We start from the raw sequence: 25,248 nt of genomic DNA, 5'->3' as shown, positions 1-25,248 counted from the left end.
GGGGGTAATGTGAACCGTTCGAATAACCGCTGGCTGTTGCTGGCGGCTGTATTGCTGGCTTTCACGCCAGTCATGATCGACTTGACGATCCTGCACATCGCGATCCCATCGCTGACGCTTGATCTTAGAGCGACCGGGACCGAGGTATTGTGGATTCTGGATATCTATCCGCTGATCATGGCGGGGCTGCTGGTGCCCATGGGCGTGTTGACCGACCGGCTCGGTACACGGCGGATGCTGCTGACCGGCATGTCGATCTTCACGGCGGCATCGATCTGGGCGGCGTTTTCCACCTCCGCGCCGATGCTGATTGCGGCGCGTGCAGCCCTGGCGCTGGGGTCAGCAATGATGATGCCCCCGGTCCTGGCGGCTATCCGTCGTGGGTTTGAGGATGAGCGTGAGCGGGGCATCGCTTTGGGTCTCTGGGGAACGGTCGCAGCCGCTGGCGCAGCGGTCGGCCCCCTGATCGGTGGTATTTTGCTTGATTATTTCTGGTGGGGATCGGTTTTTCTGATCAACGTGCCGATCATGCTTCTCGTGGCGCCTCTGGTTTATAAGCTGGTACCAGATGATGCGGCACCATCGCGGGCGCCCTGGCCAATAGGACAGGCACTTCTGCTGATCGCCGGATTGATGACGAGCGTATATGCCCTCAAATCGATCGTCAAACCGGACCAGCCCGTTGTCACCGGCCTGATCTTTATGGCTATCGGCTTGAGCTTGCTCACGGTGTTTGGCCGTCTTCAGCTCCGGCTGAAAACTCCCATGCTGGATCTGTCGCTGTTCAAGCGTCCTCCGGTCCGGGCAGGTCTCATCATGGCGCTGGTCGCTTCAGGTGCCCTGGCAGGGGCCGAGCTGACCCTCGCTCAGGAACTGCAGTTCGTCATTCGCCTCTCGCCGCTTGAAGCAGGCTTGTTCCTCCTGCCCCTGATGGCTGCCGCAGCGGTGGGCGGACCAATTGGGGGCTGGCTTGCAAGCGTGATCGGACTCAAATGGCTAGCCTGTATTTCACTCGGCGCTGCAGCGGCAAGTCTAGGGGGGCTGGCCGTGAGTGATTTTCACGCGCCGGGGGCAGATACGATGGTGTTGCTGGCAATACTGGGGCTGGCCCTATCAGTAGGGCTTACTGCGTCGTCAATCGCGGTGATGTCTGCCATATCCCCTGAAAAGGCGGGATCTGCAGGATCGCTGGAGGCCACTGCCTATGACCTGGGCTCAGGGCTGGGCATCACCGGCTTCGGCGTTATGTTGAGTGCCGTCTATGCCAGGGCGATATCCATGCCTGACGGGCTTGCTCCGACGTTAGCCTCGCAAGCTCGAACCTCCATCGGCGAGACGATGATCGTCGCATCTAGCCTGGCCGATGCCGAGGCCGCATCGCTGATAAATGCAGCGCAGGATGCGTTCTCATTGAGTCATATGGCGGTGCTTGGCGCGGCGGCGACGCTGCTGGGAAGCCTTGCCGTCCTCGTATTCAGGATCCTTCGCAATCAACCCAAGCACATTACGAACGCCGGCCATTGACCCGGATCAATCCGATAATTCCCAAGACATAGAGAAGTCCCATGCTACCTGGATTGCTGGCAACGGCGGGTTTGATCTCGATACACCTGCTCTGCCACAAGTTGCATTTTCTGGAGCGCACGCCGAGGAGTATCTGGCTCTCAGGAGCTGGCGGGATCTCGGTCGCCTATGTATTCCTTCATCTATTGCCTGAGCTTGAAGAGGGCCAGCGCGCAATTGAAGAAAACATTCCTGGGTTGGCCGACTATCTTGCGCACCACTCTTACTTGATCGCGTTTCTTGGTCTGATCCTGTTTTACGGTGTGGAGCACGCGGCAAAGCGGTCAACAAGTTCAGCATCTACCAGCGGCGACTCCACCATGGCGCCGGCCGTTTACGTGGTGCACCTATCTGTATTTGCCATATACAAAGTTCTGATTGGCTATTTGCTAGGAAACGCCGAGCGTGACATTACAGAACTCGTATTGTTTTTCGTCGCCATGGCTCTGCACTTTCTGGTTGCTGATTTCGGGCTGCGTGACCATTACAAAAACCGCTACGCCCAGTCCGGACGGTGGGTGCTCTGCGTGTCGGTTTTCCTTGGATGGCTCGCATCGCAGACACCCGACCTGTCCTCAGCCGTCCCCGCGATACTCACCGCGCTGCTGGGCGGGGGCATCATTTTCAACGTATTCAAGGAAGAGCTCCCAGAGGATCGTAGCAGCCGCTTCAGCGCTTTTTTGATAGTGGGCCTTTGCTGTGCGGCGTTGCTCCTGGCCTTCTAGGCAACGCATGGCAAGCCTATCCCCCAAGATAACCACCGGACTGACATCTAGAGGAAACCACATGAAACAAGTGCAAATGATATGGGCGCATCCCCGTCCCGATTCACTGACAGCCCGAGTAGCCCAAACCGTGAGGACCGAACTGGAGCAGCATGGATGGTCAGTCGCAGACCTTGATCTATACCGCACTGGCTTCAACCCAGTGCTGGGACGGGAAGACGAGCCGGAATGGACCAATCCTGAGCAGAAGTATTCGGACGAAGTGATGAGGCTGGCAGACGACCTGATGGACAAGCAGGCCGCGTTTATCGTCTTCCCCGTCTGGTGGTTTTCGACTCCGGCTATCCTGAAGGGCTACATTGATCGCGTCTGGAACTACGGCCTGTTCTATGGTCGTGGCACCAAACTGCCCTTCGACAGCATCCGCTGGATTGCTCTGGCAGGAACTACTCATGAGGCCTATGCCAAAATCGGGCTTGATGACAGCATGGCAGACCTGCTCAACGTTGGGATTGCGGAGTTCTGTGGGGTTACCGACAGCCAGGTGACATTGCTACACGATACCCTCGGAGAGGAAGTGGAGGACCTAGAGGCTCATCACGAGCAACTGATAGAGCATACTAGACAGGTGGTAGCAGACTGGGCGAAGTTGAGACGATAACGATATTGTTCTACGACCCCAAGAGCTGCGCTGGCGCGCGACTCTTGGGAAGGGTGCGCGAAAAAATCCGAATTTTTCACTCATCCGCGGTTCGGTGTGGGGTTTCAGCTCTAAAGGTAAAGCACCAGTTTGCTGGCCTTCACCACAGACTTTGACCTCTAGCTCTGTCAATCGGTGTGCATCGGCGAGGGTATCGAGGTGGTGCTTTTCAGCGCAATGCTCTCTTCCTCAGTGTATAGAACATCAAACAACCCGGTTACATCGATGCCATCCTCTTTTCGCACAGTGATCGATACGTATATGCCTGAAAAGTACGTGTATGGATGTTGGTGATTTGCAATACCGATAGGGGAATGGTTTGTTCCATAGCGCGCATTTTTCATGCGGCACTAACAGCCTATAAGTGAGGATTTTACCTCCTGCTGCCTAAGGTACGCCTGCGGAGCATTGTGGTTGCCCTTTTAAATATGCCCCATCGTAAGACCTGCTTTCTCAACATGACCAGACTGTCATAGTGATTACCATTGGCTTTAGTAGTGAATACTCGGCTGTGAACCTCCTACCAGGAATAGAATCACCTGCTTCTCATACGGCCGACGGAGGTTTAGGACTGAAAATATTCGGTAAGAGGCCCACCACCGTGTCCGCTTTTGGCCGAAAGGCATCACTCATCTCGGAGCTATCGGCTGTTCACATGCGGTGGTTCTCTAGCAGGAAGTCCACGAACAATCGCACCCGCGCCGGCATCGCCGAGCCACCCACGAACACCGCATGAATGGGTTCCCTATCACCGGGATTGAAGGCTTCCAGCAGCGGCACCAGGTCGCCGCGCTGCAAATCATCGGCCACGCTGAATTCGCCGATGCGCGCAATGCCGGCGCCCACCCGGGCGAATTGCGCCAGCGCCTCACCGCTGCTGCATTCGATATTGCCGCATACCTTGAGGGAGAATGCCTGGTCGTCGCGGATAAACGGCCAGTTGGGTTCAGCACGTCGGAAGTTGAAGCGCAGGCAGTTGTGTTGCAGCAGGTCTTCCGGTTGCTGCGGCGTGCCGTGGCGCTGGAGATAGTCTGGAGAGGCCACCACCACCTGGCCGGTATCGCCTATGCGGCGAGCGGTCAGTGGACTGTCGGGCAGATGGCCAAAGCGCACGGCTACGTCGGCCTGGCCGCCGAGAATATCGACTACTTCGTCGCCCAGAGTGAGGTCGACAGTGATGTTCGGGTAACGCGCGCTGAATGCGGTCACCAACGGCACGATGGCCAGCCGCCCGTGGCCGAGCGCAGCACTTACGCGCAAGCGGCCTTTGGGCACGCCCTGGTCAGCAATGGCCTCTTCGACCTCGGCCATATCGGCAAGGATGCGTCGAGCACCACGCAGATAGGCCTCGCCTTCGGCGGTAAAAGTGATCGCACGGGTGGTGCGCAGCAACAGGCGGGTACCGAGGCGTTGTTCGGTGCGCGCGATGATTCGGCTGACGGCCGAGGGTGTCAGCCCCAACGCTCGCGCAGCGGCCGACAGGCTGCCTTCCTCCGCCACGCTGGCGAACACGACCATTTCACCTGACCTGCCGCTAAAGTCCATTTGTTCCTCTTGAGCAAAGGTGTTTGCCGTAAAGGCTATCTACCGCTTGCAATGTCCGAATTGTAGCATTCGCGGCATAGATGAGGAGCCTTTCCATGCGTATAAATCCCCCCCTTGTTGCGCTAGCCATCGGTGCCTTCGGCATCGGTGTCACCGAGTTCTCCCCCATGGGCTTGTTGCCGGGCATCGCGCTTGATCTCGGCGTTTCCATTCCTGCTGCCGGCCTGCTGGTCAGTGCCTATGCGCTGGGCGTGCTGCTCGGCGCGCCCCTTATGACTCTGACCACGGGCAGGATCCCCCGGCGTTACCTGCTGATCGGACTGATGGCCATCTTCACTCTGGGCAACCTGATGTCGGCGCTGGCGACTGACTACTACAGCCTGCTTGTCGCCCGGCTGGTGACCTCGCTTAATCACGGCGCCTTCTTTGGCGTCGGCTCCATCGTCGCCGCCAGTCTGGTCGCGCCGGACAAACGGGCGGGGGCGGTGGCGGCGATGTTCATGGGCTTAACCCTGGCGACCATCGGTGGCGTGCCGTTGGCAGCCTGGTTTGGCGAGGTGTTCGGCTGGCGCACGGCGTTCTGGGGCATTACCGGCCTTGGTGTGTTGACCATGTTTGCGCTGTGGTTCGCATTGCCCAATGTGCCTCTGCCGAAAGGCGGCGGCGTGCTGGCTGAAATTCGCGTGCTGGGTCGTGGCTCTGTGCTGGCAGCCTTGGCCCTGACCGTGATCGGGTCCAGTGCGATGTTTACCGTATTCACCTATATCGCGCCGATCCTCAGCAGCGAGACCCAGGCGTCCACCACCTTCATCACCGCCATGCTAGTGCTATACGGCATCGGCCTGACGTTGGGCAACATATGGGGCGGAAAGGCGGCGGATCGCTCTGTCGACCACACCCTGATCGTCTCGCTGAGTGCGCTGATCCTGGTATTGCTGGCGTTCACGGTGCTGATGCGCTGGCCGCTACCGGCTGCTGCGGCCATTCTGATCTGGGGTATCGCCAGCTTCGCCATTGTGCCGCCGCTGCAGATGCGGGTGATGGAAGCCGCCAAGGACGCGCCCAACTTAGCCTCGGCTGTGAACATCGGCGCCTTCAACCTGGGCAATGCGATTGGCGCGGCGCTGGGTGGTGCGGTGATCAACGTCGGCCTGGGCTACCCGGCGATTTCCCTGGCCGGTGCGGCGATGGCCATGCTGGGGCTGTTGATGGTGTTGGGGTTTGCCTGGCGTTCCAGGGCGGTGGCGGCTGCAGTGGTGTAAAGGCCGGCCTGTGTCAACTGGGGAAGCCACGGTTTGAATGACTCGTGTATGGCCTGGCGTTTGTCGTGCCCATTGAGCGGCAGCTTCTGGCCGAAAGCCGATAGAACCAGTCAATGGTGCTATCGGCTGTTCTATAACCCCCGCCCACTGGGCAGCACCACTTGATGCTGCCGCTGCCATCGCTTGAGCACCTACTCGGTGCCCGAGCGGCTCTCCTCTGTCTCTACCTGCCCGCGCCGCTGCAACCAGCGCATTACCAGCCAGCACAGCGCGGCCCAGGCCGCTCCGGCGGTCCAGCCGGCAAGCACATCCGTCGGCCAATGCACGCCGAGGTAGACACGGCTCATGCCCACCAGCAGGGTGAGGAGTATCGCCAGTATCAGCAGGTAGGCCTTCAGCCTCAGCGCCGGCTGTACCCGGATGAGCAGGGCGGCCAGGGTAAGGTAGGTGACGGCAGACATCATCGAGTGGCCGCTGGGAAAGCTCGCGGTGTAGACCATGGCTTCATGCGGCACGAGGTCGGGCCGAGGACGATCGAAGCCCATCTTCATCAGCGTGCTGAGCAGCATGCCGCCGGGCACCGCGACCGAGGCAAAGAGCGCCGCACGGTAGTGCCGGGCGAGTAGCAGGTAGCCCAGGGCACCCAGGGTGATCACGACCAGCACGCCGACACCGCCGAGCGCGGTAAAGTCTCGCCCCATTTCCTCGACCCAGCCCGGGCCGAGCGGATCGGTATGATCGGCAGCGTTGCGCAGGGAGAGCAGCAGGGTCTCATCGATGCTCTGGGTTTCTCCCTCGATGACAGCATCGGCCAGCTCGATGAACCCCCAGACCCCGCCGGAAAGGACCGAGACGCACAGCAGCACTGCCAACTCGTAGCGACCGAGCCGAGCCATCAGGGAAAGGCCGTGGCGTCTCACATGTTTGATTTTTCGGTAGTGCTTCATTGGCAGCTCCCTTGCTTTGATACCTATACATGTCGATTTCCAGGACAACCCTTGGGCTTTATTACAACCTCCCCAACCCACTCACCCTGACCACCTCCCTCGTCACTGCTTCATCCAGCATGCCGCGGCCCGTCTCTACCAGCGTGAGCCAGTCCCGTGCGCGGGTGATGCCGGTGTAGACCAGCTCCCGGGTGAGGATGGGGTTGGGGGCGTCGGGGAGCAGCAGGGCGGTGTGGGTGAATTCCGAGCCCTGGGACTTGTGCACTGTCATGGCGAACACGGTTTCCACCGCCTGCAGGCGGCTGGGCAGCACCCACTTGATGTCACCGCTGCCGTCGCTGCAGGCAAGTCAGCGCGACATTTTTCCCTTCAAACCTCCTCTCACCCTTCGTTACTCATCACGACCCGATTCCTTCCGTTGTGCTTGCCGGCGTACAGGGCCTGGTCAGCCTGATTGACCAAGGCTTCCAAGTCGGCCTTCTCGTGAAGAACCCCGGCGATACCGATGGTGACGGTCAATCGCTGATCGGGCAATTCTTCTATTACCAGCAACTCGGCGACCTCCTTCTGTAGCCGTTCCGCCACCACTCGAGCGTCTTTCAGACGAGTGTCCGGCAAGGCCACGATGAACTCCTCTCCCCCGAAACGTCCGATCACATCTTGGGGCCTGAGAGACCGCCTGCAAGTCGTGGCGATCGCGCTTAGCACACGATCCCCCTGGCTGTGCCCCCAGGTATCGTTGATGGCCTTGAAATGATCAACATCAATCATGAAAAGACTGAATGGCGCCTGTTGATGCTGTGAACGTAGTAGCAGTTCCCGGGCTCGCTCCATGAAATGGCTTCGGCTATCCAGACCCGTCAATGCATCACGCTCGGCGACCCTGCGTAGCTGTGCCTCCAGCGATTTTCGATGAGATATTTCATCCATCAGCTGCTGGTTTTGAACGCGCTCTTCCTGCAGTAGCGCAAACTGACCTCGCTGCAGTTTTTCCAGACGCAGCAGGGCGAAGAAACCCACTACGTTAGCCATGATGAGCAGGAGCAATATGCGCAGTGCGACCACGGCAGAAATATCGGCCACCATCGCCGTTGCGGCCAGGAAGCCCATGTTCAAGTAGAAACTGGCGATGGCTACGACGGGCAGCAGGTTGGGGATAAGGAGGTAGAACGCCATGGTGGCTACCACCACGGCGGTGACCTGAGTGGCGAGGCTGTCGGGGCGCAAGGGAACGATCAAGATGATGCCCGTCGCCAGTATCCAGAGTGGTAGGGCATGCAGCCAGACATTGCTAGTGTAGCTACCCCAGCGTCCAAGCACGAAGGCCAGAATCACGCACGAGACAATTACTAGGGTGCGCATAGCGAGCAGCAGATAGAGTTCTGTGCTCACGCCGATGTAGTAGTAGTCTGAAATGACAAACATGCCAAAGACCAGGGCCGCCACGATCAGCGTCAGGCAGGACTCGAGTCTCACTCTGGGCTCGATGTCCCTGCGGTACATCGCTTCCCGGTTTGGCTCATGAAATTGCCCGGTCAGCCGGTGCAGCGAGTACTTTGTTCTTGGTGACGACAAAGGTCGACTCCCCATCCTGTATTGATCGACTACTTCACCGCCGTGGAGTTCGAGGTGAGCGCCCTTCCTGCCAGCCTGAGCAATATAAAGGCTACAATGTGACGGGGAAATAAGCGGATTTAACGATATCTGCTGTTTACAGCCCACTCACCCTCACCACCGCCCTCGTCACCGCTTCATCCAGCATTCCTCGGTCGATGTCGCCGCTGCCGTCGCTGGCTGGGAAGGCGGCTCGCAACATGCGTTTGTTCGAGCCTTGCGGGGGGTAGCATGGGGCGGCTACTAGCACTGTTAGCTCAACGATGTTTTCAGAAGCTCAGGGAGATTGAGCACTGCCCGCATGATGGTTTCTTCGCTTTGAGCTAAGTGTTCGGCCATGAGCTGGGCCGCCACCTCGCCTTTGCCCGCTTCAAGCGCAGCCACGATGTTGGCGTGATCGTCACTCCACTCTTTATCGGACTGACCATAGACCATGCTGACGTAGGCGATGCGCATGTGGTCGTCAGAGAGTTCTTCGATCAAACGCGTCAAACGCTCATTGCCGGCGGCTGTTGCAATCAGGCAGTGGAAGCGATGGTTGGCATAGGAAAGGGAAATCATTGCATTTTCGTTGTGCCGGTCATACGTCTCCTCGCTGCAAGTACGCAGTGCTGTCAATATCTCGGCATCGAGCTTGACGGCAGCCATTCGGCAAAGCTCTGGCTCCACCAGGCGGCGGATCTGGTAGCTCTCGCGAATACTCTTAATAGTGATGGGGGTGACGGTGTAGCCAAGGCGCCCCTGGTTGATCGTGAGGCCCTGCTGCGTCAACCGTGCCAGTGCGTGCCGAATAGCCGCCTTGCCAAAGGCATAGTGCTTGGTGAGCCACGCTTCGGTGATAGTGGTCCCTGGCTTCAGTCGGCAGGAGATAATGTCGCGTCTCAGGGTCTCGAACGCTTGAGAATTGAGATTACCTTTTTGAGTCGTTGCCATGAACGGCTCCATGATGGATCACGTGACAGCACCCGACAAGGGTATCGGGCACTGCCTCATCCTAACATGTTGTGTAGTGTCGATGCCCGAGCCTAGATCATGGACAGCAGCACGAAGGCGGCCATGATCGTAGCCCCGCAAATCAGCGTCCACATCACGCAGTAGCCCATGATATCCCGTGCCGAAAGGCCAGCGACACCCAGCAGTGGAAGCGCCCAAAACGGCTGCATCTGGTTGGTCCACGCATCGCCCCAGGTAAAGGCCATGATGGTTTGCGGAATATCGGCTCCTAGGGTTTTCGCTGCCTCAAGCATGATCGGACCTTGGATGGCCCACTGCCCGCCGCCAGACGGGATAAAAATGTTCACGATACCCGCCGAGATAAAGGTTACGATTGGGAAAGTATGCACAGTAGCAATATCAACGAACCAAGCGGCGAGGCTATCAGCAAGTCCGGATGCTTTGACCATACCCGCTATACCGGCATACAGCGGGAACTGGATGATGATGCCACGGCACGACAAGATACCTTCCTTAATCGCCTTGCCCATGCTAGCTGGGTTCGGCTGCAGAAGCAGTCCTATCGTCAGGAAGATCATGATCACTAGGTTAAGGTTCAGGTTGAAACCGAGCTGATGGAAGTTGATGGCAAGATATCCGATGGGCAGCAGAGCCAGCAAAATGTTGGGCAAGCGGTAGTATTCAAGTTTTTCTGCCCACGGCATGCCGGCTGTATCGACCTTCTCGACAGCGTTTTCCAACGGCTCCCCCTTGAATTGCTGGATCTCTTCGGTCTCCGGCTTGACCCGTGTGAAGACGTAATAAAGCAAAAACAGCAGTACGAGGGAAAGCCCGACGTTCCACCAGGAGTAGAGAGTGGCAGTGATGGGCACGACACCCACCACGTCTTCCATGAAATTCCCTTCGGTCGCCATCAAAAGCGGGATCGATGCTGTTGTGCCGCGAATGATATCGCCAGAATAGGCAGCAGCCACGGCCAGCGGGTAATGCAATCCCTTTACACGGCGTCCCATTTCGCGGGCCAGGAAGGCCCCTACGATCATACCGAAGCCCCAGTTGATGTAGAACGTGACCATCCCGACCACGGCAATCAGGCCGGCAGCTTGGGAGGGTGTTTTGGGTATGGCGGCCAGGCGATCGATCATGCGCGAGACGATGGGTGTCTTGGCGATCAGAAAGCCGGTCAGCAGTATCAGTGACATTTGCATGGCGAACTGATAGAGGTTGGAGAAGCCATTTCCCCATCCATTGAACATAGTAATTGCGCTCTGGCCTTCCACCGTCACGCCAAGAAGAAAGACAATGAGGCTAAGCGCAATCGCAAGTAGCAGGGCATTGGGCAGGCAGTGTTCAACGAACTTTAGGCAGTACCGTGTCAGAGTTTGCATGTAAGGTTCCCTTGGTTTGTCTGGGAGTTGTTGTTGATACCGGAAAATTTGGGTTGATGTTGTTGTGCCCCTAGCAAATTGACATGTAGGGGGTTAGCCGCGGGCTATCAGGGGTAGTTCCAAGACAGAGGGGGTGGACGCACTGCGGCTTATATCGATGGTCGGTAGGACTCCATCGGGTATACGCGAGAAATGATCGCTGTCGGCCAGCGCGATGGCGACTCGCAAGCGATGGCCGGCCTTAAACAGCCAAGAAATCGGCAGCAAGTCGAACGCGACCTCCGTGCATTCGCCAGGAATTAGGTAACGTGCATCGCGTTCGCTGAAGCTATGATTCGGGCCGATGGCGGGAATGTTGGGATGCTCCTCGGCGATACACCGGTGAAGGGCACGGAAGATACCCTCGGTCACATAGTAGGCACGACCGTTCTTATCGATATCTTCGAGATAAACGAACAGTGCGCAGTCCTGCGTGTCGCTCGACAGGTGCAATCGGACCACCGGGTGTCCAGTGAGCTCCATGTCGGTCTCGAAGGCATCGGTCGTGTAGCACAGCATTCGCTCGTCGCGGCCGTGCCAGTCGGCGTAATACTGCTCGACATTTTGTGCGTAAAGGCGGTTGTAGCGGGACTGATTGCCAGTGCCACAACGATAGTCGCCTACGTAGCGGTCAGAGGCACTGGGGGCCGTTGGTGGCTCGCTGCCAAGCCGATGCCCGGCCTGGAAAAAGAGCTTGCGCCAGTTTATATCGGCCGGCGGCCACTCGTTGGCCGATTTCCAGCGTTCTTCCCCTACGGTGTAATAGTGGACCGGCGGTTCATTGCGTAGGCCGGTATTCAAGCCCATCAGGTATTCGTCGAAAAAGCGCAGGGTCTCTGAGAGTGCCTTGACCTGAGGCGTAGGGTCTTCATGAAAGGGACTCGATCCGCTGCGGCCACCGTGATCCCAAGCGCCCAGCATCAACCGCTTGTTCGGATTTTGTTGCCATTGATAGCGAAGGACCGCTCCTCGCGAATAATGGCCATCCACCCAGCCGGAAATGGTATAGACCGCCGTTTGCATGTCGGCTTTCCGGTTGGCGTAGTGGTAGGGACTGATGATTGCCGAGGTGAAGTCTGGATCGGTGTGCAGCGGCCGGTCGCGAAATGCGAACTGATGGACGAAATCTGCCATATCGAAGTTGGCAATATGATCCTCCAGCGCGGCCGCCAGCAGGATTCCATCATGATCATCATCGACCGGCGCCGGGCCATCGTAATATTCGCCTTGGAAGTAAGGGAAGCTGGCACGATCCTCGGCATCATCGTCATCGAGCGCCTCCATCAGCTTGCCATACTCCTTGACCAGACGGCGGCACATCACGCCACCTGGATAGAGCTGGTTCGACCAGGTATCCCACACCGCCGAGTGGGGCACGATTGCCTTGACCGCTGGATGTGCCCAGGAGGCAGTAAAGTCTGCGGCTGCCCCGAGATATGAAATACCGGTAACCCCGATGGCACCGCTGCACCATGACTGCTGGCTGATCCATTCGACGATTTCCAAATAGTCTTCTCGTTCCTTGGGGGAGCGCAATCCTTTACGAATCCCGAATGAAGCTCCGCTACCACGCACATCGACGGCGACCAGCGCATAGCCACGAGGGAGAAGCAGTGAACGGAAGACTGCGATATTGGGGCAATCCTCGGTACCTTCCGGTGCGCCTGGCTTGAGCTTCATACGCCGGTAATAAGGTGTGAAGAAAACGACGACCGGAAAGCACTCAGAGGATGTGGCGTTTACACCGGGCAAATGCACATCGATTGCGATGTCGATTCCATCACTCATGGTGAGATAGCGGGAGCTCAAGCGCTGCCCTGCGAAGTTCGGGGGACGGCTTTCCAGCCAGGATTCGAGGGGAAATAGAGGCGCTTCTGACATACCTGTCTCTCCTAGTTTAGTAATTGTTTGGCTGATGGAATTTTGATGGTATCATTTTGACATGTCAAATATTGATTTTAGGGATTTCCAAAGGGGTTTGAGTGACTTCGATCACGCTCTACCCGCTAGTCGGGCTACTGGCCGGCTTTCTAGCGGGCTTGCTGGGTATCGGTGGTGGGGTAGTGGTTGTCCCGTTGTTGGTGATGGCGCTGGGCTGGCAACAGGTCGATGCCGATCTCGCCCTACGACTGGCGGTAGGAACTTCCCTTGCCACGATTGCGATCACCTCTATTTCATCGGCAAGGGCTCATTACCTTCACGGAAACGTACGAAAGGACTGTGTATGGCTATTGCTGCCTGGCTTGATCTTCGGTGCCATCGGCGGTGTTTTCTTGGGCGATGCGCTTTCAGGCCGTGTCCTGTCGCTTCTACTGGGCGTGTTTTTCTTGCTGCTGGCAACCAAGCTGCTCATAGGTCTCCGCCCAGGTAGAGAGCATTCGCTACCTGGACGCAAGGGAATGATTTTTGCCGGCGGGAGTATTGGTTTGGCGTCGGCGCTGTTCGGGATTGGTGGCGGGACACTAACAGTGCCGTTCCTTGAACGATGCAGCGTTCCGATGCGCCAAGCGGTGGGGACTTCAGCTGCGGCGGGGATTCCGATTGCCGTCGTGGGTGCCATTACGGCTATGTGGGTCGGCAATGCCTCCGAAACCCTGAGCTGGGCGACCGGCTACGTTTATTGGCCGGCCTTCATTGGCATCGTCCTGCTCAGCGTACCCGGTGCCCGGGCGGGGGCGTTAATCGCTTCCTGGCTACCGGACTCCTTACTCAAACGCGTCTTCGCGGTGCTGTTGATCGTTGTTGGACTGAAATTCCTGATGGGATAGCTTTGCTATCCCTTCTTCACAAGCCGGTACCTGTGTTTCCTCTCATCGCGCTCAAACGGAGCTAATGAATAGTCGTTTATGAGAAAATTCTCCCTTAGAAGTTGCCGCGTCTACTGCTCTTTACCCAACCCGCTCACCCTTACTACCTCCCTCGTCACCGCTTCATCCAGCATCCCGCGGCGCGTCTCTACCAGCGTGAGCCAGTCGCGCGCGCGGGTGATGCCGGTGTAGACCAGCTCGCGGGTGAGGATGGGGTTGGGGGCGTCGGGGAGCAGCAGGGCGGTGTGAGTGAATTCCGAGCCCTGGGATTTGTGCACCGTCATGGCGAAGACGGTTTCCACCGCTTGCAGGCGGCTGGGCAGCACCCACTTGATGTCGCCGCTGCCGTCGCTTGCCGGGAGGGCGACGCGCAGCAGGGTACGGCCGGGCGAATCAATGGCGCTGCGCGCCTCGGGCACGGCGAGGGTGATGCCGATATCGCCGTTCATCAGCCCCAGGCCGTAGTCGTTGCGGGTGACGAGTACCGGGCGGCCTTCGAACCAGCCCTGTTCCAGTTCCAGGTCGCTGGCCTTGAGCCAGCCGGCGCGGCGCAGCGCGCGGCCGATGCGCGGGTTCAGTCCTTGTATGCCCCAGGCGCCTTTCCTCAGCGCGCACAGCAACTGGAAGTGGCCGTGGGCGGTGAGCACCTGTCGGGCCCAGTCGTCGTAGGGCTGACGTTCGTCGCCTTCACCGAAGTAGGGCTGGGCGGGCCGTGCTGATTTCATCACTTCCAGATAGTGGCCGTAGCCGACCGGTGGCGTGATGGGCTCGCCGCGGCGGTCGTGGCGGCCTGCGCCGCTATTGGCGAAGCCGGCCGGGTTGCCATTGACCACTAGGCGGTCCAGCGCCGGATCGTCGGCGTCCGCCAGGGCGAGGCGGGCGATATCGGCGTAATCCTGCTGGAAGATCTCGCGTACGGCGCGTTTCTTTTCCTTCTGGCCGTGGTCTGGGCCAAGCGGACGGTTGACCGCCTCGGCGAGCTGGCCGATGCCGCTTTTCGCATCGAAGCGGTGGCTCACCCGCAGCATGGCGATGGCCTGGTCCAGCGGCTGGCCTGCTTCGTCGCGGTATCGTTCGGGAATCGGCGTGCCGATCACCCGTTCCAGCCAGTCGCAGGTGGCCGGGGTGTAGTGGCCGCCTTCGGCGCGCTGGCATAGGTCGCCGAGCACGGCGCCGGCTTCCACCGAGGCGAGCTGGTCCTTGTCGCCGAGCAGGATCAGCCGGGCTTTGGGCGGCAGGGCGGTGAGCACGGCGGCCATCATCTCGATATCCACCATCGAGGCTTCGTCGATCACCAGGGCGTCCAGCGCCAGCGGGTTGCCGGCGTGGTGGCGGAAGTGGCGAGTATCCGGTCGTGAGCCCAGCAGGCGGTGCAGTGTCGTGACCTCGGTAGGGATACTGTCGCGCAGAGTTGAGATATCCACACCCTGTTGGCCCGCGGCGGCGGCCAATTCTACCAGCGAAAGCCCCTGCACCTGCTTGGCGATGGATTCGTTGAGTCGCGCGGCGGCCTTGCCGGTGGGTGCGGCCAGGCGTATGCGCAGCGGACGCGGGGCGCCTGCTGGCCCTGGCTCGCCCAGGGCCAGCGCCTGGAGCAGGGCGAGCAGCTTGACCACGGTGGTGGTCTTGCCGGTACCGGGACCGCCGGTGATCACCGCGAAACGCGAGCGGCTGGCCAGCGCACAGGCGGCCTGCTGCCAGTCGAGCTCATGGCTTTGGGGAAACAGTGCGGCCAGCGCCCGGGGCAGGGTGGCGGTATCGGTTTCTGCCTCGGGGGTAGCTGTGAGCCGGGCGCCGATCAGCCCGCGAATATTCTGCTCATACTGCCAGTAACGGCGCAGGTAGAGCCGCACGTTGCCGTCGCGTTCGCTGCGCACCAGTGGGGTGTTTCCCGGCGGTTCGCTGCCGTCCGCTACCAGAGCGGGGTGGTTCAGGGCAGCGCGCCAGGTGGCGAGTTCCAGCTCGGCCAGCAGCTCGCTGGGCAGCGGCGGCGGGTCGCTCAGATCGTCGCCTTCCGGTGGCAGCGAGAGCGCCAGGTCGGGGGCGGCGAGGGTCTGGGCGAGATCGAGGCACACGTGGCCGCGGCCGAGCTGGTGGCTGGCGAGAGCGGCGGCGAGCAGCAGCAGGGGAGGGGCGTCGCTCACCTCGCGCTCGAAGAAGCTGGCCAGCGCGCGGTCCAGCGCGCGCAGCCAGCCGCGCTCCACCCAGCGGTCGAGCAGGGCGAATAGCGCCTGGGTGTCGTGAAGCGCGGCTTGTACGTTGCCCTGCGCGGCTTGGGGCGGTTCCGGCTCGGCGGGTAAGCCCTTGACGGGTGCCTGGCTGTTGCTTGCTGGTTCCTCACCGAGATCGGCGAATAGGTCCGGGGTGGCGTCGTCGTGATGCTTGCTGCGCTTGCTCATGCCGGCGCCTCCGTTGCCTGGGTGGCGGCATGAGCCGCTGGGGTTTCGCCCTGGAACAGCGCATCCATCGCTTCGATCAGTTGGCGCGGGGGGCGCTCGGCGTGCACGCCGCGGCTCTCGGCATTGGCGCCACGCAGGAAGACGGTAAGCGAGCCGCCGATGTGGCGGTCGTAGTCGTACTCCGGCAGGCGCGCCTTGAGCAGCCGATGCAGGGCCAGCAGGTAGAGCGCGTACTGCAGGTCGTAGCGTTTCTCGGCCACCGCCTGGCGCATCGCCTCGGGGCTGTAGGCGCTGTCGTCCGGCCCCAGGTGGTTCGATTTCCAGTCGGCCACGTAGTAGCGCCCCTCATGCTCGAACACCAGGTCGATGAAGCCCTTGAGCATGCCGTTGAGGGTGTCGGCATCCAGCGCGGGGCGCGGCAGGCTGGCACCTGAGCTGTTCTCCTGGCTTGCCAGTGTGTAAGCACTTACGAGGGCGTCCAGCCGGCGGGTGTCGACCTGGCGCGAGGCGAACCAGAACTCCATCTCCACCTGGTAGCTCGCCAGCGTTTCGAGCGTAAGGCGGCCCGCGCCATCGGGCAGTGGCAGCGGGGCGGCGAGCAGGGTGCCGAACCAGGCATGCAGAGTGTTCAGCCACGCCTGCCAGCCGCGCACCTGGCAGCGCCGGGCCAGGGTCTCCTCGCGGAGAGCCGGGTCGCGGGCCACGCGGGCGAAGCCGTGCTCGCCGGCCCATTCGAGAATGCCGTGTAGGAATGTCCCGGGCCCGGGCCCCCGCGGAAATCGATGTAAGGAACGATCTGCGCTCGGCCATACGGCGTTACTCTCTCGTTCGAGATGCTCATTTACAGACACGTAAACTCGTGTGCGAGCCCAGTCCGTCTCTCGCTCGAGAGTGCCTTGTCTGGCCGTCGCTCGATGGCGTTCCTCAGCGTTGGGCGACCGATCATGCGGCTCTTCGCTCACTTCCAGCGCGGTGGCCTCCATGGCGGTGGCGGGCTCGGGTAGGCTGCCGCTTCGATGCGCTTCGCTGTCATGCGGGATAGGGGGTAAGTCAGCCCTTACTGGGGCGCTCGCCGATTCGACGGTAACGGTCTCGCCCGAGAGGCGCAGCGCCGAGTAGCTGGCGATCCACCAGTGCTCGCGGGCGGGGCGCGTGGGCGTGCGCGCTTCGCCCAAGGCGTTGTCTCGCTCTGTCTGGGTGGCGATCTGGGCGTGGGCCGGCGGCGCCGGGGCGATCTCGATGGCGGCGCAGTCGCCCTTGAGCTGGGTGAGCGCACTGTCAAATCCGGCCGGGCTCAACGGCTCGCCGTTGGCCAGCAGTTGACCGATGGCGCTGCCTTCGCCGCCCTTGAGCGGCGCCATGCCGAGCCAGATGGCGTGGCGCGCGCGGGTCAGCGCCACGTAGAGCTTGCGCAGGTCCTCGCCCAGGCGCTCGCGGTCGACGGTGGCCAGCGTCTCCTCGTCGGCCTCCAGGCTGATGCGCAGCCGGCCCTCGGCGTCGTGCCAGCGCAGCGGCGAGTCGTCCTTCTTCGTCGGCCGGTGGCTGCAGATGAAGGGCAGGAATACCAGCGGGTACTCCAACCCCTTGGACTTGTGGATGGTGATGACCTGCACCAGGTCGGCATCGCTCTCCAGGCGCAGCTTGTGGGTGTCGCCCTGACCTTCGGGGTGGGCGATGGATTCGGCGAGAAAGCGGATCAGCGCGTGTTCGCCGTCGAGTTCCTGGCTGGCGTGTTGCAACAGCTCGCCGAGATGCAGCAGGTCCGTTAGGAAGCGCTCACCTTCGCTGGCGGGCCCACTCGAAAGCAGTCGCATCGCCACATCGAAGTCGTGGATGATCTTGCGCACCAGCGGCAGCACGCCCTGGCGCTGCCACAACCGGTGGTAATCGCGGAACTGCAGCACGCGGCTTTCCCAGGCCAACTCGTCTTCGTTCAGGTGGTCCAACGTGGCGATATCGAGCCCCAGCACCGGGGAGGCCAGGGCGGTGCGCAGCAATCTGTCGTCCTCGGGTTCGGCGCAGGCGCGCAGCCAGGCATCGAGCTGGGGGGCGACCGGCGAGGCGAACACCTTGTCCTTGTCGGAAAGGTAGACGCTCCTCACCCCGCGCCGGGCCAGCGCCTGGCGGATCGCCCGCGCCTCGCCCAGGCCGTTGACCAGCACCGCCATGTCGGAGGGCTTGAGCGGCTGCAATGCGCCCTGCTCGTTCTGGAAACCGGTGCCGCCGCTTTGCCCCTCGTTGAGCAGTTCCACCATATAGGAGGCGCAGCGCTCTGCCATCTCGCCGTGGTAGGCGGTCTTGGAGAGCGGTTCGTCGCTTTCCAGCTGCCACAGGGTCATGGCCGGCAGCGGTTGGCCGTGGCGGGTGAGTGAGTCCTTGCGTCCTTTTGCGCCCACTGCCAGGAATGGCACGGGATTGCTGCCGTCGGCATCCTTGAACAGGAAGGCGCCGGGCGGGTGTGCCTCGGCGAACTCGAAGCAGCGGTTGACCGACTCGACCATTTCACTGCTGGAGCGGAAGTTGGTGCCCAGGGTGACGTGGCGGCCTTGGGTGTCGCGGCGGGCGCGCAGGTAGGTGTAGATGTCGGCGCCGCGGAAGGCGTAGATCGCCTGCTTGGGGTCGCCGATCAAAAACACGCCGCACTCGCGGCGGTTCTCGCGGATGCGGTACACGCAGTCGAAGATGCGGTACTGCACCGGGTCGGTATCCTGGAATTCGTCGACCAGGGCGACCGGGAACTGGCGGCGGATCTGCGCCCCCAGCGCCTCGCAGTTGGGGCCGGCCAGCGCCCGGTCGAGATGGGTGAGCAGCTCGTTGGGGCCCATCTCGGCGCGGCGTTCCTGCTCGCGGTCGAGCCGCGCGCGGCACCAGTGCACGGCGTGGGTGAGCAGGTCGGCGTAGGGGTCGGGCAGGGCGTGGAGTTCGTCCTGCAGTGCTTCCAATGCGGCCAGCGCCGGGTGGTCCGGCGGCTCACCCTTGAGCCAGATGTCGGCCATGCCCTGGGGCGTGAGGCGCTTCCAGGCGGCACCGGTCAGGCCGGGCCAGGTGGCGTCCCCCTGGCACCAGTCGCGCAGGGCGCCGAGCCAGTTGGCGCGGCTCTTGGCGTTGAAGCTCTGACCCTTGAAGGCCTTTTGCTGGGCGGCTTCCTCGAACAGCGCCTCGCACTCGTCCACCCACTTGGGCCAGGGGGCCTTGAGCTGGGCCAGGCGCTCGGCGGTTTCGTGCTGGGCGTTGGCGACCGTCTCGGCCGGGGGCGGGGCGTTCTGGTTCAGCGCATCACATTCGGGCATCAAGCCGCGCACGGCAGCGTGCAATTGCTCGGGCGTGCTCCAGTGGCGCACTACGGTGGCCAGTTCGTCCAGGTTCAGCGGGTAGTAGAAACTGCGCCAGTAGTCGCGCACCACCTCGAGTTCCAGCTCGGTCTGGTCGTTTTCCAGGTCGAGCGAGAACAGGCTGCCGCTGTCGAAGGCGTGCTCGCGCAGCATGCGGTAGCACCAGCTGTGGATGGTGGAGACGGCGGCTTCGTCCATCCATTCGGCGGCGAGCTGCAGGCGCCGGGCGCAGGCGGGCCAGGTGGCGGGATCGTATTGGTTACGGAGTGCGATCAACAGCGGATCGGCTTGGCTGTCGGCGGTCGGGGCTGATCCGGCGACAGGGCCCGGCGCCCCTTGATCAGCCGCGTTGGTTGCTTCGTCAGCAGAACTCCGCGGAGGCGCTGTGAACCCATCCCTGGGCGCTACATTCGGCATCCATGTCGAATGACCTCCGCTATGTTCTGCTCCCGAAGCTTGGGCAATGTCGGATGTAGTTTCGGTCGTTTGCAAAAACACACCAGCGGCTTCCACCAGTCGCGCGCGAATCCGCTCGCGCAGCTCCTGGGTGGCGGCGTTGGTGAAGGTGACGACGAGGATCTCGGGCGGCGTGAGGGGGCGTTCGAAGGCGGCGTCGTCATCGGCCGAGCGGGCGCCGAGTACAAGGCGCACATAGAGCAGGGCGATGGTGAAGGTCTTGCCCGTGCCGGCGCTGGCTTCGATGAGGCGACTGCCGTGCAAGGGAAACTGGAGGGGGTTGAGCTGTATCGCGTCGCTCATTAGCTATCTCCCTTGACAGCGTAAGGGGTTTGCATATTTAGCTACCAGGCCACCCAGACCCTCCGTGCGGTTACTCTGGGCCACCACCAAGCCAAAAAGAGGAAGGGCAGCAGGAAGCGACATGGGCATCCTCAAGAAACTCGGGCAAGCCCACATGGTGCACTAGGTGGCGGTTTTACTCTACTTGGTAGCTACCCATTGGCTTAGACCACATTTCACAACCAGCCGTTGACAGAGGTGCTTTGAGACCGAGTTCTGGCCATAGCGTCATGGCACGCTGTGGCCAAAGCTTCTCTCGAACGCTCCGCGTATTATGCGTGGCGCTGGATGAGGGCTTCGAGGTGTCGGCAACTGCTCTCGAGGACAGCATCCGATAGGTTCGTCACGCCAAGTAGTAGCCCACTTTTCGCCTTACCATTGTCATCGGCATACCAGATAGACAGTGGCGCAGGAGCGAGCCCCAGCGCCTCAGCAGCTTCTGCGATTTTTACATCATCGGCTTCGTCGGGCAGTGTCAGCAGTAGGGATAATCCTGCCATGGTGTTGGATGCCAACGCTTGCCCCAGTTGTTGCAGCAAGGCATCGCGGCGCTGAGCATATAGCCTCTTCATGCGCCGTATATGGCGTAAGTAGTAGCCATCACGCATGAAAGCCGCAACGGTCAGCTGAGTCGCTAACGATGAAGCTGGCGATAGTGCAGCGGCAACGTCTCCGAAAAGGTTCACCAGCGCCGACGGCACGACCATGAAACCGAGCCGCAGCGTGGGGCTGATGGTCTTGCTGAAGGTTCCGATATGGATGACGCGTCCATCGCCGTCCAGCGATGCCAGCGCTGGAGTGGCCTTGCCACCGAGCTTTAGCTCGCTGAGGTAATCGTCTTCGATGACCCAGGCGTCTGCCGCAGCCGCCCATTGGAGCAGGGCGCGCCGCCTGGCCAGCGAGAGCGATACGCCCAGTGGTGCCTGTTGGCTGGCCGTAACAATGGCGAGAGACGCATCTGGAGCACGCCTTAACCCCTCAGCGACATCCAGTCCCTCTGTGTCGACCGAGATAGGGACCGGAATGTAGCCGGCCAGTGATACCGCTCGACTAGCCAGTGGGTAGCCGGGATCCTCTACCCAGACCTGTCGGTTACCAAGCTCAAGCGCGTGCAGGGCAAGGCCAAGTGCGCCGGCATAGCCGTTAGTGATGATGACCTGGTCGGCGGAACACGGTAGACCGCGAGCGACCGATAGATAGGCGGCGATTTCCTTTCGTAGCTCCCTTTCTCCCCGAGGATCGTGGTAGCGAGTGGCTTCCATGGCGGCCAGTCGTGAATAGCGAGTGATGGTGCGGGACCATACCTTGTAAGGAAACATGTCCGACGCCGGAACACCGACCTGAAAGGGTTTCGGCGAGCTGTCGAAATCACGGTAGAGCTCTGGCAGTGGCAGCCGAGTGGGAACCTCGTCAGGGTGGGTCTGGACGGTGGGCAATGGGCTCGCGACGAAGGTTCCCGCGGCACCACGAGCGACTACCAGTTGGTCGTCGGACAGCCGTTCATAGGCGGTTTTTACCGTGCCCCTGGCAACGCCCAACTGGGTGGCTAGATCGTGCCAGGAAGGGAGACGTGCCCCCTCATAGAGATGCCCCTCGCGGATCGCGGTGGCAATGCTGTCGCGTATCTGCTCGGCCAGCGAACGTCGGTGGAGCCGATCAACGGCGATGCGGAGAGAGTTCATGGTTCGAGCCATGGTATATCGATATTGTCAGTTCTTGGTACTTTTTTCTGTACTGTGCGACGCCCAGACTACTCTCCTGTCGAATAACTCTCCACTGCTGCTGAAGCGGTATTCAGCCGCTGTTCAGGCCGACAAGGAACCTCAGGATGCCAACTCGAACACCTACGATCCGCTATGGATTGCTGCTGGCGCTGTTGGTCAGTGGCCTTTGCACCACCTCCGTGTCAAGCGCCACCAGCGACACGCAGAGTGAGGAACAGGCCGTCGAGGCCTATGACCAGGCGGCTGACGGCGAGCGGCGCGCCAGGAGGGCAGGAGAGTCCCTGATCGGCAAGCCAGGACCCGAAGTCACGGTCACCACCCTGGATGGTGAACAGATTGCACTATCCGAACTGTACGGCGAAAAGCCCGTGTATTTGAAATTCTGGGCAACCTGGTGCGTACCTTGCCGTCAGCAGATGCCTGGTTTCCAGGAACTTTACGAAACGTATGGCGATGAGATACAGGTCATCGCGGTCAACACCGGTTTCAGCGATACCGTCGATGCCGCGCGTAAGTATCGCGAAGAGATGGGCCTTGGCATGCCGATCACGGTAGATGATGGCACCCTCGCCGAAGCACTCCATCTACGAGTCACGCCGCAGCATGTCCTCATCGACCGTAGTGGACATATCTCCTATATCGGGCATCGAGATGACCAGCAGTTCGAAGACGCGCTCCAGCGAGTCGTGCGGAGCAACGATGAGGGTGATAGTGCCACGCAAGGTGCCGATACCGCGAAGGTGCAAGCGCTGAACGTTGGCGATAGCGTCGACGGACTCACGCTAAACACTCTCTCTGGCGATGTTGTTGAGTTGTTTGATGATGGCACTGACAAACCTCGTGGCATCGTATTCTTTGCCCCTTGGTGCGAGTGGTATCTGGAGGAAAGCCAGCCGGAAACGTCTCAAGCGTGTCGCCGCGTTCGTGAAACCGTGGATGGCCTGGCCAGGCAAGGTGACATCGACTGGATCGGGGTTTCATCCGGGCTCTGGGCATCACAAGAGGATCTTGAAGATTACCGCGACGCCAACGAAGTCAGTATTCCCCTTGCCCTTGATGCCAGTGGTAACGTCTATCGTGCCTTCGGCGTCCAAGAGATTCCCACCGTCGTGTTGATTGACAGTCGTGGCCATGTGGCCAAGCGCCTGGGTCCCCAGGATACGGCGTTGGCTGAAGCAGTACAGAGCATCGTTGCCAAGTGATACCAGACGATTTCCGATGCTGACCCCCATCCAACGGAGAAGCCCATCCCTGATGGGCCTGTTGTCTATGCCAACCATTATGATGCGCGGTCTCGTCTCGGTTCGTCTGCTGGCGTTGATCTCTGTCGTAAGCGTACTGAGCTTGATACCACCAGGCGCAGCCGTGGCACAAGGCTCCGCCGAGGGCCAAAGCGATGTGATGATTCGGACATCGCTTACGGCAGAGAGTGCTCGTCCGGCAGCGGGAGAGCAGACAACGCTTGCCGTCGTCATGCAACCTCAGGATGGTTGGCACGGCTACTGGAAACAGCCCGGGAGCGTGGGGCTTGCACCACAGTTTGACTGGCAACTGCCCGATGGAGTGACGGTAGGAGAGCCGGCATATCCGGTCCCCGAGACGCTGCTCATCGATGACTTGATGAACCATGTCTACGAACACCCGTACGCCATTCTGGTGCCGCTGAATGTACCGGACCACCTGGGCGAGGGGACGACGATTCCTATCCGGGTCGACCTGCAATATCTGGCCTGTCGAGAAGATGCCTGCATTCCCGAAAGGGCGACGCTATCGACGCAACTGTCCGTCGGTGATGGTGCGGCATCGCCCCGTCATCAATCGGACTTTGATCATTGGCGCCAGGCCCTGCCGCGACCTTTGGGCGCACGAGCCACCTACGAGCATACGGGCGACCGCATTCGCATCGCCATTCCCTTGCCAGCCAGCGTCAAGCTGGAGCAACCGCACCTGTTTGTCGCTAATGATGAAGCCGTCGATCCGGCCGCCCGGCAGAATTTCAGCCGCCAGGGGGATGAGCTTATCGTCGAGACGGCGGCGGGAGAGACGTTGCCACAGCCTCTCGAGGCGGTAGTGACACTGGCTGGGGGCACGGGATTGGCCTTCCAGGCGGATGCGGGTTCTCTACCTGCGCCGGTTGCTAATGGGCACGCCACCAATGACAGCGCTGAAGAAAAGCGTACGAGTGGCACCGTTGGCGTAATGCTGACGGCGCTGTTCGGAGCCATTGCCGGCGGGATACTGCTCAATGTCATGCCGTGCGTATTTCCGATTCTGAGCCTCAAGGTACTGAGCCTGGCAAGATTGTCCGGCGGCCCTCGTGAAGCGAGGCGGGAAGCCCTTGCCTATACGGCAGGCGTCGTCGGGGTATGCATTTTGCTCGGGGCGGGGATACTTGCCTTGCGTGCCGCTGGGGCTCAGGTTGGCTGGGCCTTCCAGCTCCAGGAGCCTCGTGTCATTGTCGGCTTGACGCTTCTGATGACGGCAATTGCTTTCAATCTGGCGGGTTTGTTCGAACTTGGCGGGTTCAATGGCGGGGCTCAGTTGGCCGAGAAGGGCGGTGCCACGGGAGCTTTCTGGACCGGAGTACTGGCAGCCTTCGTGGCAACTCCCTGTTCGGGGCCGTTCATGGCAACGGCACTGGGTGCCGCCATATGGCTGCCACCGCTGGCAGCGCTGACGATTTTCGCGGGGCTGGGATTGGGCATTGCGCTACCTTTTTTGGTCCTCGGCTATTTTCCCGCACTGAGTCGCAAGCTACCGCGTCCTGGGCCATGGATGCAGAGCGTCAGGCACGCCTTGGCCATTCCAATGTTCGTAACCGCGTTGGCGCTGCTCTGGGTGCTGGGACAGCAGCTATCCAGTGATGGGGTGGTCGCCACCCTGGCCGTCGTCATGCTACTGGCGGCAGGGCTCTGGTTGACAGGCCTGCGCCAACGTAGCGGAAAACGCGGGTCTTGGGGACCGTCAGTGTGTACAGCCGTGGTGGCGCTGAGCGCTGGATGGTTCATTCCAGCGGCGTTTCCACAGAGCTCTGATTCACCGCTTCTGGGCGCTGCCGATGAATCTCGTCAGTCATTAAGTTTCGATGAAACTCGTCTCGATGAGCTACGCGAGCAGAACACACCGTTATTCGTGTATTTCACGGCGGACTGGTGCGTGACCTGCCAGGTGAATGAAAAAAGTGCCATTGATCGCCAGACGACACGTGCTGCTTTTCAACAGGCTGGCGTGACCACTATGGTGGGAGACTGGACCAATGGGGATCCCGCTATTACGGCTTTTCTCAATCGCCATGACAGAACCGGCGTGCCTCTTTACCTGTGGTATGCGCCAGGGGCTGAGAAACCCACCATGTTGCCGCAATGGCTCACTCCGACATTGCTCACTGATCTAGTCACCGGATGAAAGTCGGTGAGCGGCTTAGGTTGATTGACGCAGGATGGGTGAGATC

The 25,248-nt window shown here is 60.8% G+C and carries 16 protein-coding genes and 1 pseudogene; 7 read left to right on the top strand and 10 right to left on the bottom strand.

The window, feature by feature from the left end; genetic code table 11:
• Nucleotides 1–9: 9 nt before the first annotated feature.
• From F0A17_RS08610 to F0A17_RS08600, 3 genes are all read left to right on the top strand, one after another.
• Nucleotides 10–1,524 (top strand): MFS transporter, encoded by a 1,515-nt coding sequence (locus tag F0A17_RS08610; protein ID WP_228716851.1) that lies wholly within the window; start codon nucleotides 10–12, stop codon nucleotides 1,522–1,524.
• A 41-nt stretch (nucleotides 1,525–1,565) separates the two neighbouring features.
• Nucleotides 1,566–2,288: a hypothetical protein gene (locus F0A17_RS08605; protein ID WP_149327926.1), complete on the top strand. Its 723-nt coding sequence runs from the start codon at nucleotides 1,566–1,568 to the stop codon at nucleotides 2,286–2,288.
• Between the two features lie 61 nt (nucleotides 2,289–2,349).
• Nucleotides 2,350–2,949, top strand: coding sequence for an NAD(P)H oxidoreductase (locus tag F0A17_RS08600; protein WP_149327925.1), 600 nt, complete (start codon nucleotides 2,350–2,352; stop codon nucleotides 2,947–2,949).
• Between the two features lie 690 nt (nucleotides 2,950–3,639).
• Here the strand turns inward: F0A17_RS08600 and F0A17_RS08595 are convergent.
• Nucleotides 3,640–4,533 carry a LysR family transcriptional regulator gene (locus F0A17_RS08595; RefSeq protein ID WP_149327924.1) on the bottom strand — a complete coding sequence of 298 codons (894 nt, stop codon included), beginning with the start codon at nucleotides 4,531–4,533 and terminating at the stop codon, nucleotides 3,640–3,642.
• A 95-nt stretch (nucleotides 4,534–4,628) separates the two neighbouring features.
• Between F0A17_RS08595 and F0A17_RS08590 the strand changes: the two genes are divergently transcribed.
• On the top strand, nucleotides 4,629–5,795 hold the full coding sequence (locus tag F0A17_RS08590; RefSeq protein ID WP_149327923.1) for an MFS transporter: 1,167 nt from the start codon (nucleotides 4,629–4,631) through the stop codon (nucleotides 5,793–5,795).
• Between the two features lie 191 nt (nucleotides 5,796–5,986).
• Here the strand turns inward: F0A17_RS08590 and F0A17_RS08585 are convergent, their stop codons facing one another.
• The 6 genes and pseudogenes from F0A17_RS08585 to F0A17_RS08560 all read right to left on the bottom strand — a co-directional run bounded on the left by F0A17_RS08585 (nucleotide 5,987) and on the right by F0A17_RS08560 (nucleotide 12,618).
• A complete protein-coding gene (locus F0A17_RS08585) occupies nucleotides 5,987–6,742 on the bottom strand; it encodes a phosphatase PAP2 family protein (RefSeq protein WP_149327922.1) in 756 nt (251 codons plus the stop codon).
• 61 nt (nucleotides 6,743–6,803) lie between these two features.
• Nucleotides 6,804–7,079: pseudogene (locus F0A17_RS08580) on the bottom strand (ATP-binding domain-containing protein); the annotation flags it as partial.
• A gap of 44 nt (nucleotides 7,080–7,123) precedes the next feature.
• Nucleotides 7,124–8,218: a GGDEF domain-containing protein gene (locus tag F0A17_RS08575; RefSeq protein WP_228716849.1), complete on the bottom strand. Its 1,095-nt coding sequence runs from the start codon at nucleotides 8,216–8,218 to the stop codon at nucleotides 7,124–7,126.
• Between the two features lie 390 nt (nucleotides 8,219–8,608).
• Nucleotides 8,609–9,289: a GntR family transcriptional regulator gene (locus F0A17_RS08570; protein WP_187774657.1), complete on the bottom strand. Its 681-nt coding sequence runs from the start codon at nucleotides 9,287–9,289 to the stop codon at nucleotides 8,609–8,611.
• A gap of 92 nt (nucleotides 9,290–9,381) precedes the next feature.
• A complete protein-coding gene (locus tag F0A17_RS08565; RefSeq protein WP_149327919.1) occupies nucleotides 9,382–10,698 on the bottom strand; it encodes a short-chain fatty acid transporter in 1,317 nt (438 codons plus the stop codon).
• Between the two features lie 93 nt (nucleotides 10,699–10,791).
• Nucleotides 10,792–12,618 carry a CocE/NonD family hydrolase gene (locus F0A17_RS08560; protein WP_149327918.1) on the bottom strand — a complete coding sequence of 609 codons (1,827 nt, stop codon included), beginning with the start codon at nucleotides 12,616–12,618 and terminating at the stop codon, nucleotides 10,792–10,794.
• A 101-nt stretch (nucleotides 12,619–12,719) separates the two neighbouring features.
• Between F0A17_RS08560 and F0A17_RS08555 the strand changes: the two genes are divergently transcribed.
• Nucleotides 12,720–13,505, top strand: coding sequence for a sulfite exporter TauE/SafE family protein (locus F0A17_RS08555; RefSeq protein ID WP_223111513.1), 786 nt, complete (start codon nucleotides 12,720–12,722; stop codon nucleotides 13,503–13,505).
• 110 nt (nucleotides 13,506–13,615) lie between these two features.
• Here F0A17_RS08555 and recD read toward each other — a convergent pair whose 3' ends face one another.
• From recD to pdxR, 3 genes are all read right to left on the bottom strand, one after another.
• Nucleotides 13,616–15,943, bottom strand: coding sequence for an exodeoxyribonuclease V subunit alpha (gene recD, locus F0A17_RS08550; RefSeq protein WP_149327917.1), 2,328 nt, complete (start codon nucleotides 15,941–15,943; stop codon nucleotides 13,616–13,618).
• Complete coding sequence (gene recB / locus F0A17_RS08545) at nucleotides 15,940–20,034, bottom strand: exodeoxyribonuclease V subunit beta (protein ID WP_149327916.1); 4,095 nt, start codon at nucleotides 20,032–20,034, stop codon at nucleotides 15,940–15,942. Before recB ends, recD begins: the two co-directional genes overlap by 4 nt.
• 311 nt (nucleotides 20,035–20,345) lie before the next feature.
• Nucleotides 20,346–21,767 carry a MocR-like pyridoxine biosynthesis transcription factor PdxR gene (gene pdxR, locus F0A17_RS08540; protein WP_223111512.1) on the bottom strand — a complete coding sequence of 474 codons (1,422 nt, stop codon included), beginning with the start codon at nucleotides 21,765–21,767 and terminating at the stop codon, nucleotides 20,346–20,348.
• A 134-nt stretch (nucleotides 21,768–21,901) separates the two neighbouring features.
• On the opposite strand from pdxR, the gene F0A17_RS08535 reads away from it, so the two are divergent.
• Nucleotides 21,902–22,999, top strand: a complete 1,098-nt coding sequence (locus F0A17_RS08535) for a TlpA family protein disulfide reductase (protein ID WP_149327915.1) — start codon at nucleotides 21,902–21,904, stop codon at nucleotides 22,997–22,999.
• 16 nt (nucleotides 23,000–23,015) lie between these two features.
• Nucleotides 23,016–25,202: a protein-disulfide reductase DsbD family protein gene (locus tag F0A17_RS08530; RefSeq protein WP_223111511.1), complete on the top strand. Its 2,187-nt coding sequence runs from the start codon at nucleotides 23,016–23,018 to the stop codon at nucleotides 25,200–25,202.
• Nucleotides 25,203–25,248 lie beyond the last annotated feature (46 nt).

Origin of the sequence: Billgrantia pellis (assembly GCF_008297955.1) — a bacterium.
GTDB lineage: Bacteria > Pseudomonadota > Gammaproteobacteria > Pseudomonadales > Halomonadaceae > Halomonas > Halomonas pellis.
Note: the sequence above shows the minus strand (reverse complement) of the source record. Positions and strands in the feature narration are given on the sequence as shown.